The organism is Pseudomonas sp. BP11-1-1 (assembly GCF_052112105.1).
GTDB classification, from domain to species: Bacteria; Pseudomonadota; Gammaproteobacteria; order Pseudomonadales; family Pseudomonadaceae; genus Aquipseudomonas; species Aquipseudomonas alvandae.
On the sequence record NZ_JAUTYU010000004.1, the window covers coordinates 286,393 to 296,284 of the forward strand.

Annotated in this window: 7 protein-coding genes; all 7 read right to left on the minus strand. The window is 61.4% G+C overall.

What is annotated here, in order from left to right; translation table 11 throughout:
* Window positions 1-103: 103 nt before the first annotated feature.
* The 7 genes from Q7C33_RS11090 to Q7C33_RS11120 all read right to left on the minus strand — a co-directional run bounded on the left by Q7C33_RS11090 (window position 104) and on the right by Q7C33_RS11120 (window position 9,596).
* Entirely contained in the window at window positions 104-2,533 is a 2,430-nt protein-coding gene (locus Q7C33_RS11090) for a TonB-dependent siderophore receptor (protein ID WP_407683388.1), read from the minus strand.
* 98 nt (window positions 2,534-2,631) lie between these two features.
* A complete protein-coding gene (locus Q7C33_RS11095; protein ID WP_030142059.1) occupies window positions 2,632-3,603 on the minus strand; it encodes a FecR family protein in 972 nt (323 codons plus the stop codon).
* A gap of 38 nt (window positions 3,604-3,641) precedes the next feature.
* A complete protein-coding gene (locus tag Q7C33_RS11100; protein ID WP_198795917.1) occupies window positions 3,642-4,139 on the minus strand; it encodes a sigma-70 family RNA polymerase sigma factor in 498 nt (165 codons plus the stop codon).
* Window positions 4,140-4,324: 185 nt separating this feature from the next.
* Window positions 4,325-5,500 carry a baeRF3 domain-containing protein gene (locus Q7C33_RS11105; protein ID WP_407683389.1) on the minus strand — a complete coding sequence of 392 codons (1,176 nt, stop codon included), beginning with the start codon at window positions 5,498-5,500 and terminating at the stop codon, window positions 4,325-4,327.
* A gap of 10 nt (window positions 5,501-5,510) precedes the next feature.
* Window positions 5,511-5,933 carry an HPF/RaiA family ribosome-associated protein gene (locus Q7C33_RS11110; protein ID WP_323155700.1) on the minus strand — a complete coding sequence of 141 codons (423 nt, stop codon included), beginning with the start codon at window positions 5,931-5,933 and terminating at the stop codon, window positions 5,511-5,513.
* 315 nt (window positions 5,934-6,248) lie between these two features.
* Entirely contained in the window at window positions 6,249-6,620 is a 372-nt protein-coding gene (locus Q7C33_RS11115; RefSeq protein ID WP_217859988.1) for a DUF6124 family protein, read from the minus strand.
* A gap of 507 nt (window positions 6,621-7,127) precedes the next feature.
* Complete coding sequence (locus Q7C33_RS11120; RefSeq protein ID WP_407683390.1) at window positions 7,128-9,596, minus strand: TonB-dependent siderophore receptor; 2,469 nt, start codon at window positions 9,594-9,596, stop codon at window positions 7,128-7,130.
* Between the last annotated feature and the right edge of the window lie 296 nt (window positions 9,597-9,892).

The window sequence follows — 9,892 nt, forward strand, 5'->3', positions numbered from 1 at the left end:
GGTGTGCCTGAAGCTCCGCGTCCAGCAGGTTTTAGGGCCGCTTCGCGGCCCAGCGGGAGCAAGCTCCCTCGCCACAGGGGTACGCCTCAACCTTGGAGCTGGATCAAAACCCCACGCTCGCCTGCACGAAGAACGTACGCGGCGCGCCGACGTAGATGCCCGAGTTGTTGTCGCTGGAACGGGTGTAGTACTGGTGATCGAACAGGTTCTTGACCCCGGCGCCGACTTTCAGGTTCGACAATTGCTCGCCGAAGTCGTAACCGGCCCTTACGTTCCAGAGCATGTAGCCAGGCATGTCGCCATACCGACCATCGGCGTTACCGTCGGTGATGTAGTTGTCGCTGAAGCTGCCGTCAGGATTGACACTGTTGCCCGGTGAACGCTGCTTGGACTGGGCGAAGCCGTCGAGGTTGTAGGTCCAGCGATTGACGTCGTAGCGCAGGCCAACGGTGGCCACCTGGCGAGAGTAGAACGGCAGGTCGCGGCCCTTGAAGCTTGGGATATCCCCTTCATAAGTCGCGCGGGTGTAGGTAAAACCAGCACTGGCGGTCAGGCCCTCGAGGCGCGGGTCGAGCGCGGCCATGTCGTAGTGCACCGAAGCCTCCAGGCCCTGGTGCTTGGTGGCGCCCATGTTGGTCCAGCCGACGTCGTTGCTGATGTACTGCAATTCGTCATCGAAATCGATGTAGAACAGCGTCACCTCGCCGCCCCACACGTCATCGTTGTAGCGCGTGCCGATTTCGTAGGTCTTGGCCTTTTCCGGGCTCAGGCCATTGGCGGTGTTGTTGCCCTCACCACCCTGGCCCAATTGGAAATACTGCAGGCTGCCAAACGAGGTTTCGTAGTTGGCGAACAGCTTCCAGGCATCGGACAGGTGATACATCACGCTCAAGGCCGGCAGCGGTTCGTTGCTGTCGATGCTGCGGCGCTTTTCCTGCACGGGATTGCCAGCGGTGTCGAGCACCGGGCGGTCGTGCCATTCGGTGCTGATGCGTTCGAATCGGATGCCTGGGGTGATGGTCCATTTGCCGACGTCGATCTTGTCATCGATGTAGACCGCGTGGGCTTCGGTGCCACCGGTGCGGTCCTGGTAGACGTGGCCATCGGAACCCGGCCGCACCACCGGCTCGTTGTTGCGCAGCGCCAGGCGGCTGGCCTCTTCGTGCATGCCTTCCTTGAGGTAGCGGTAACCGACACTGGCTTCCTGGGTGGTGGGCCCGAAATCAAACACATGGGAAACCCGAGGCTCGATGCCGAAGGTGTAATACGTGCGCGGGTAGGACACCAGGTTGCGCTGGTCCCGGTTAGCGATTGTGCTGCCACGGTAGCTGTCGGAGTAGTAGGTCAGCACCTCGGCCTGGGTGCGATCGCTGATCTCGCGAATCCACTTGAAGGACACGTCCTTGCGCCGGCCGCTGAAGCTGTCCCAGTCGCGGTCGGACTGGTACGGGTCGGCGTCGTACTGGGCCTGGGTCAAGCCGCCAGGCATGTCGGCCTTGGCGTCGTAGTAATGGAAATTCAACGAGAAGTCATCGACATCGGTCGGCGCCCAATGGGTCTTGAGAATGACGTCGTCGATGTCGTTGCCGTTATTGCTTTTGCGAAAACCGTTGCCGTTGACGCCGGAATACAACAGCGCCACGCCCAGGCCGTTGTCAGCGGTGCCGCCGAGAAACGCCGTGTCGATGTGCTTCCAGCCGCCGCGCTGGGATGTTTCCAGGGTGCTGCCGATTTCCCCGGTGGCTTTTTCAGGAATGGCGCGGGTGACAAAATTGATCACCCCGCCGACGTTCTGCGGCCCATAGCGCACCGACCCGGCGCCGCGCACCACGTCGATGCTGTCCAGGTTGCCGGATGAAATCGGCGCCATGGACAGTTGCGGTTGGCCGTAGGGCGCGAACGCCGCAGGTACGCCGTCGATCAACACCGTGGAGCGTGGCGACAGGCGCGAGGTGAGGCCGCGCACGCCGACGTTCAGGGAAATATCACTGCCACCCGTGCCGTTGGCGTCCTGCACTTGCACACCGGGCACGCGACGCAGCACATCGCCAACGTTCATCGCGCCCTGCTCGACCATCGCCTCGCGACGGATCACCGTCCGCGCGCCGGCGTGGTTCTGCACCACTTCGGCATTGGCATCGCCGAGCCAGTCGCCAACCACCTGGATGTCGGTGGTGCCCAGTTCCAAAGGGCCCGCCGTGGGCGCCGGCAGAATGGTCACCGAGCCTTCATCGATCTGGTATTGCAGGCCGCTGCCCCGTAACAGTTGGCTGAGCGCCGCCTCCGGGGACAAGGTGCCTTCCACCGCCGGGGCTTGCTTGCCGGCCACCAGCTCCGGGCTGAAAAATACTTGCAACGAGGTCTGCTGGCCCAGCTGGCTCAGCGCCTGGCCCAAGGGTTGCGCCTGGATATGGATGGCTGTGGCGACCTGGTCGGCAAAGGCCTGGGGCAACCCGGCGCTGACAGCCAGGCTCAGGGCCAGCGGCAGCCAGCGTACGGGAAGGCGTTTGTTGTTTTTGGCGAAAGTTTTCACGTCGAACCTTGTCCTGTCGAATCGCAAGAATACGCGTCTGTTAATGCAAACCAGTTGCAGTTGGACAAGAAGACGAAGAACTCGAAAAAAACCTGAATCTATTTCGAAATTATTTCCTGGCTGCCGTCATCCAGCGTGCGCACGGCCACCGGCAGGATGTTTGGCAAGGCCTTGAGCAGCGCCTCGGGATTGTCCGAACGAAACACGCTGGTCAGGCGCAGGTTGCCCACCGATGCACTGGCAACCCGCAGGGGCTTGGCGCGATAACGGGACACTTCCTCGGCCACTTCACTTAACGGCGCATTGTTGAACACCAGTTTGCCGTTGCGCCATGCGGTGACTTCACCGGCATTGATCGCGTACGGCGCCGCGACCTTGCCCCGGGCATCGATCCGGGTGCCGAGGCCAGCCGTGAGGTTGACGGGCATGTCGCGACCCTGGACCCGGACGCTGCCCTGCTCCACCGCCACCCGGGAACCGTCGGCATCACGGCGCACATCGAAGCGCGTACCGGTAACCGTCACCTGGCCGTTGCCCGCGTCCACGGTGAACGGACGTCCCGTGTCATGCTCAACGCTGAACAGCGCCTCGCCCTCGACCAGTTCCACCCGGCGTTGGTGATGGGCGAACTGGACACGCACGTGGCTACGGCTGTTGAGGTCGATCGCCGAACCATCCGGCAAGGCGACATGCCGACGCTCACCGAGCGCGGTGGCAAATTCGCCGCTGTAATCGCCCGCAGCGTCCAGGCCACTGAACAGCCCCAACCCGACCGTCACCGCGAGCAACCCCGCGGCCACGGCAAAACGCAGCAGTGGTCGGCGCTTCGCACGTTCGGCGGGGCGTTCGCACAACGCTTGCAGACGCTCCTTGGGCAGCAGATCCGTCGCGCTCCAGATGCCTTGGAGCAGTTGAATCTCGTCGCGATGGTTGGGATGTTCGCTCAACCAGGCATCGAAACGCTGACGCTCCTCGACGCCCATCACCGGGTTTTGCAAACGCACGAACCATTGCGCCGCCTCGTCGCGAACCCTGCTCTGCCCGCACGGGCATTCACGGCTATCCATCATGGAAGGGTCCTGTGGCTCAGGTGGAAGAAGACGACGGGTCATTGTCCTGGCCCGTCCAGGCGATCCCGCAGATGGCGCAGGGTGCGGATCATATACTTTTCCACCATGTTTTTTGACAGCCCCAGGCGTTCGGCGATTTCCGCCTGGGTCAGGCCCTCGATCTTCTGCCAGACGAACACCGTGCGGCAGTTGGCCGGCAGTTCAGCCAGTGCTTGCTCGATGGAGTCCGCCAGTTGGATCGCGTGCATGTAGTGCTCCGGGTCGCTCGCAAGCGATGGGGTGTCGAACGCCACTTCCTCCAGGGCGCCCCGTCGATCTTCACGCCGATAGCCGTCCACCGCAATGTTGCGCGCCGTCTGGTGCAGGTAGGCCCGTGGCTGCTCCACTTGCGCCGAATCGGATTCGAGCACCCGCACGAAGGTGTCGTGGGCCAGGTCCTCGGCCTGCTGGCGATTGCGCAGGCGACGGGTCCAGGTGCCGATCAACTCTTCGTAATGCTCGAAAAAGCCGGGTCTGCGGGGCAGCTTGGGGATCATCGCGGCGCGCTGTGGGGACGGGATGTGAATAGTAATGGTTACTATTAATAGGAAGCAAACGCCGCCCGACCGGCTGGCACCAAAATAAAAGTGTGGGAGCGAGCCTGCTCGCGAAAGCGGTGTGTCAGTCAATAACTTTTATTGACGGTCGGTCCGCCTTCGCGAGCAAGCTCCCACAGGGCAGGTCAGAACCGGCACACCGCCGCCGCTCCCGTGTCGGTCGGCATGACATGCTCGGGCGGCACTACTACGACTTCGCCGCCTTGGCGGGTCACGGCCAGGATCAACTCATCAAGCACATCGGGTACCTGCTCATCGCCCGTCTCGTCGATCAGCAGCCGGCCTTTGTCCAGGTCGAGCTGCCCAGGAACCTGGCGCTCCGCCTCCACCAGCAACAGCGCGACGCGGCCTTCCCAGGCGGCCTTGGCGATCTCCGCCAGTTTGTCCAGCGAGCGCCCCTGCCCCACCGCGACGCCATAACGATTCAAGCTGTCGACAACGCGGTCAGCGTGGCTGTGGGCCATGAGTTTCGAGCAGTGGACACGCAACTCCTCCACACTCAATCGCGAAGGATCACCGTCGATGCCCTGCGCCAGTACGTTCGGGTTGTGACTGACGGCACGGAACACCGCCTGGTTTTCCGGCAGGGCCACCAGAATCATCGGCAGGCCCGACGGTTGCGAATGGTATTGCAGGATGGCTTTGTCCACGGCGCGGAAGAACCGTTCGCGGTCCAGGTTGATTTCGTCCTGCTTACCGCCGCCGGCGGCCTCATGCATCATCGCATCGCCGCGTTCGCCGCTGCGGCTGAAACCATTGGGAAAACCCTGCTGGTCACCCGGCGTCAGCTCGTCACCGAGCGCCTCGTTCTGGTTGCGCGGCACCTGTTCGGCCAGTTCGATTTTTTCCAACTGTTCCGAGGAGCCTTCATAGAGCCAGACCTCGTTGCGGGTCAGGCACAGCGCTTGATAACGCTCGGTAGACTGGACCAGGCGCAACAACGGCTTGAGGTAAGGATGGCTGTTGGCGAAGGCGCATTGCGGCACGCGCTGGCTCACCGAGATGACTTTGAAATAGTCACGGGCGCCAAACACTGCGATGCCGTCGCGGTTGGAATTCCAGAAACCCTGGTCCTCCACCAGCGCCAGGAATGGCTCGAGCAAAGGCGCGCAGTCCATGTCCGGGTGTTGCTGTTCCAGTTGGGTCTGCAGGTCGCGCACCAGGTTCTTGTAGCGGATCGGGTCCTGGCTGCGCTCGGGGAATGTGCGGTGGGTGGGCATGTACAGCGAAAGGCTCGGCTGTTCCTCGAACGCCAGGAGCTCGGCCAGTACTTGCCGGCTGAAGGGTTGATGAGCGGTCATGATCGCCTCCTTATTCTTTGCCACGAGCCTCTTGGTTTTCGAGGAAGTCTTCCTCCAGCATCGCGTCCACCATTTCGGGTGGCGCTTCATCGGTGGGTGCGGTCACACGTCCCATCGACTCGACGGCGGGGCTGAGCTTGCCGATCTGATGATCGAGCGCATGCAGCATCTTCTCGGCGGCGCCCTCCACGGCCAGTTCGAGGCTCTCGGCCTTGTGGCTGACCGACATCGGCGAAAGTCCTTGCATGCGCGCCTCGATCTGGCAGCGCTTGTCGGCGGCGCCGCCCTTCTGGGCGTTTTCGTCGCTGACGTGGATTTCGATGCGGGCCAGTTGGTCTTCGAAACGCTGCAGCGCCTCCACCACCGTACTGCCAACCCACTCCTGCAGACGGGCGCTGCCTTCGATATGGTTACTGTTGACTTGAACTTGCATGATCGACTCCTTTGCAAAAGACGGCTGGCGCCGCCTGTTGTAGGTAGAAGAAGATCAAACGGGCGAAGTTCCCGGCGCGGGATGACTGGAGCCTGAGCGGCTGATGATGACCTCTGTGGGAGCGAGCCTGCTCCCGCTCGGCTCTGTAGGAGCTGGCGAAGCCTGCGATCTTTTGATCTTTGATCTTTGATCTTTGATCTTTCGCTCCAGAATGCATTGGCAGTGAAAAGATCGCAGCCTTGCTTCGCTCGGCAGATCCTACAGCGCAACCCAGCGGGAGCAAGCTCCCTCGCCACGGGGGCTACGGTGCTGCGGCTAGCGTGGAGGCTGGGGCGGCTCGATGTCATCCAGTGCTCGATTGGCCAGTAGCGTTCCCAGCTCGATCAATTGCTGAAGCCCCAACGCCACATGCCGCCGCGACCCTTCCAGGTCGAAGGCCAGGTCGTTGGCCATGGCATTGGCTGAAGCCAGGGTTTCGCTGAGGGTGGTCAGTATGGATTCGGTGTTGAGCCCCTCGGCCACGGTAAAGATCTGGCCGTCCTGGGTGTCGGGCTTGACTGGCTTGTTGGGCGATAAGTGGATGTCGAGTGCTCGATCGGCCGCTTCGCGACGTTCTGCTGAGTCGAGGCGGGTGTAGGCGGAAAGATCTTCGGCTTTTCTTGGGGGGTTGGGGGTGTTCTTGACCATCTTGAAACTCCTGACTTGATAGTGAGCTCACCCACCTCGTGACCAAACGAGGGTGGTGGGCTATACGCAGGTTGGTCAACCGGGAAGTCAGGTACCCGGCGCACTCGAGAGTGCCCCGCGCACAGCCCGCCGCAAAGCATACCGACAAAAGCGCCGAGATGCTGAGTTGCGCATGTGCGCCTGACTTGGAACAGGTGACCAAACCCGGTCGCTGATTTTGCAGCGACGGACAAAGCCTATCCTCACCGCTTCCGAACCACCAACCGACACGACTTGTCAGAAATTTCCGGCTCGCCACATTTTTTGTAGGAACACCCTCCCCCGTGGCGAGGGAGCTTGCTCCCGCTCGGCTGCGCAGCAGACGCCGCTTCTCAGCTCAGAAACTCTGGGGTCGCTTCGCAACCCAGCGGGAGCAAGCTCCCCCGCCACGGGTTTGCGTGTTCAGCCAGGTTGATCTCATAAAAAAAGACCCGCACTAGGCGGGTCGTTTTTTTGTTTTGGAGGAGATCAGAACTGCGGCGTGTACTTCACCGTGAACATCAAGTTACGCGGATCGCCAAAGTTGTTGTTGCCATTGAGCTGGTTGTAGGCCGGCGTGATGTAGGTCTTGTCGAACAGGTTGTTGGCATTGAGCGCCAGATCGATCTCTGACGTCAGCTTGTAGCCGACACGGGCGTTCCATACGGTGTAGCCCGGTACGTCATAGTTGAGATCGTAGACCTGCGTATGGCTTTGGGTGGTGAAGCCCAGGCCGGTGCTGACACGGCTCCAGTCGCCGGTGAACTGGTAGTTGCCCCAAACGCGCAGCATATGTTTCGGCGTCCAGGTACTGAAGATGCTGCCTTCGTTGGTCGGATCTTCGAGGTATTTGGTCGTGTTGTAGGTATAGCCCGCGAACAACTGCAAGTTGTCTACCACTTCACCGCTGATTTCAGCCTCGATGCCCTGACTGCGCACCTTGCCCGAGGCTGTCGAGCAACCGAAGCCACCACACCCCGAACCGCCGTCATTGACGGCACGGTTTTCATGATCGTAGCGGAAGACAGCCAGGGAAGTATTGACCCGACCGTCCATCAACTCACCTTTAAGACCCACCTCGTAATTGGTGCCGACGACGGGCTTAAGCACGGAGCCGCTGGCATCAACGTTAGTCTGCGGCTGGAACACATCGGTATAGCTGGCGTACACCGCCCACTCGCGGCTCAGGTCATAGACGATACCGGCATAGGGCGTGACCACGCCGGTTTCGGTTGAGTAGCTTGGCGTGTTGCGTGTAATTCCGGCTGCGTTTTCATTTTTCGACTTGTAGCTGAAGTCGTACCAGCTGACCCGGGAACCCAGGATCAGCGTCAGGTCGTCTACCGGCTTGACGCGCCAGGTGCCGTACACGCCTTTCTGGCGCACGTCGTATTTGCTGAGGACGCCCAGGCCGCCCGCAGCGATCAAGCTGTCGTAGCTGATGTCCGGGCGATCATTATCAATGTCGAAGATCGAGTCGCTGGTGTTGTTGAAGGTACGGGCATATTTATCATCCGTCTCCAATTGCGAGAAGTTGCCCCCCAGCATGACCTCCTGTTCCATCGACAAGGCTTCGAACTTGCCGGTCAGGTTCATGTCGAGACCGGCCTTGGTGGACTGGAAGTCGGTCAGGAAGTCGGCATATTGCACGCCACTGCCATCGGGCAAGAGACCACCGCCTCGTTGGACCCGCTGGTTCTTCGCCTGGTTATCCTCGCTCATGTACACGCCCCCCACCTTGAAGGCCCAGTCCTCATTGAAGCGATGCTCCAGATCGGCATAGTAGGTGGTGACATCGATTTCAGAACGGTTCCAGCGCGCGCCAGTGTAGGTGGAGCGCGACACGTCCGGCATCGAGCCATCGGCGTAGCGCGGCAAACCACGGATGTTGCCGCGCGACTCGCCATTGGATTGGCTGACCGCCAAGCCCAGGGTGGTGTCTTCGCTCAGGTCAACGTCCAGCGCGCCGTACAGCGAATGGGTCTTGCTCCAGGCATGGTCAACGAAGGAATTGCTCTGGTCTTCGTCGAGGACGATGCGGCCACGGACATTGCCGGCGTCGTTCAGCGGGCCGCCAGCGTCCAGTTGCAGCCCGTAGTGATCCCAGGAGCCAGCCTTGCCGGTCAGGGTCACGGTCGGTGCGCTCTGGCCACGCTTGCGCACCAGGTTGACGGCGCCGCCGGGGCTGCCGGTGCCTTGCAGCAGGCCGGAGGCGCCACGGAGGATTTCCAGGCGGTCGTAGAAAATCAGGTCCTGGGTCGCCCAGTTGCCCAGCGAATAGGTGTTACGCGGGATCGGCACGCCGTCGTACTGCCAGTCGTCGATCTGGAAACCGCGCGACGACAGGATCATGCCCTGGCCGACGCCCTGCAGGCCGACGATGCCGGTGGTCTGGTTGACGGCGTCCTTGAGGTTGACCAGGTTCTGGTCATCCATCTGCTTGCGCGTCATCACGGTGATCGACTGGGGAATTTCCTTGAGGGTGTGGGTGCCCTTGCCGATCGTCACGGCATTGCTGGTGTACGAGTGGCTGCCTTCGGTCGTCGCATTCAACTGTTCGGCGTTGATCGTCGTCGCGCCCAGCTCCAGTCCCGCGCTGCCGGAACCCTTCACCAGCATCAAGGTGTTGCCCTCGAGGCTGTGGCGCACGCCGGTGCCCTTGAGCAACTCGGTGATGGCGGCCTGCGGGCTCATCTTGCCGCTGACGCGATTGCTTTTCAGGCCGGCCAATTCGTCGGCGTTGTAGATCACTTGCTGGTTGGTCTGTTGGCCGAACGCTTGCAGCGCCTGCGGCAGCGGCTGTGCAGGGATGTTGATGCTGACGGCCTCCGCCATCACCTGGGCGCTCAAGGACAATGCACCGACCAGACCCAGGCCCGACAACACCCGGCGCGAACGCAGGCCGCGAGACATGACAAGTGCCTTGAACAGCGGTTTCAACTCATGAATTGCCGACATCGTGCTCTCTATTATTGGTAGAAGTGAAAAGTCCATGGGGGCCGAATGGCCTGCCGTTCGCCAGCACGGTTTAGCGGCTGACCGGCCCCTCCCCGGGCACGGTCATCCGGCTGGACGACAGCGAAATTTTTCCTGGACACAACCGGCGCCTGGGCTGCCCTGCCCGAGCCGATTTGCCCGCATACCCTAGTAAGACGCAGCACCTGGGAAAAACCGGAATGAGTTTATTTATCATTCGCGAAAAAAAATAAAAAAAAGCCGGCGCTTGTTGGCGCCGGCCTTTTGTTCTTGCCCTG

Excerpts from the sequence above, each read along its gene's own strand:
- Q7C33_RS11095 (WP_030142059.1), bottom strand. The coding sequence starts at position 3,603 with ATGATGGATAGCCGTGAATGCCCGTGCGGGCAGAGCAGGGTTCGCGAC.
- Q7C33_RS11100 (WP_198795917.1), bottom strand. The coding sequence starts at position 4,139 with ATGATCCCCAAGCTGCCCCGCAGACCCGGCTTTTTCGAGCATTACGAA.
- Q7C33_RS11105 (WP_407683389.1), bottom strand. The coding sequence starts at position 5,500 with ATGACCGCTCATCAACCCTTCAGCCGGCAAGTACTGGCCGAGCTCCTG.
- Q7C33_RS11110 (WP_323155700.1), bottom strand. The coding sequence starts at position 5,933 with ATGCAAGTTCAAGTCAACAGTAACCATATCGAAGGCAGCGCCCGTCTG.
- Q7C33_RS11115 (WP_217859988.1), bottom strand. The coding sequence starts at position 6,620 with ATGGTCAAGAACACCCCCAACCCCCCAAGAAAAGCCGAAGATCTTTCC.
- Q7C33_RS11120 (WP_407683390.1), bottom strand. The coding sequence starts at position 9,596 with ATGTCGGCAATTCATGAGTTGAAACCGCTGTTCAAGGCACTTGTCATG.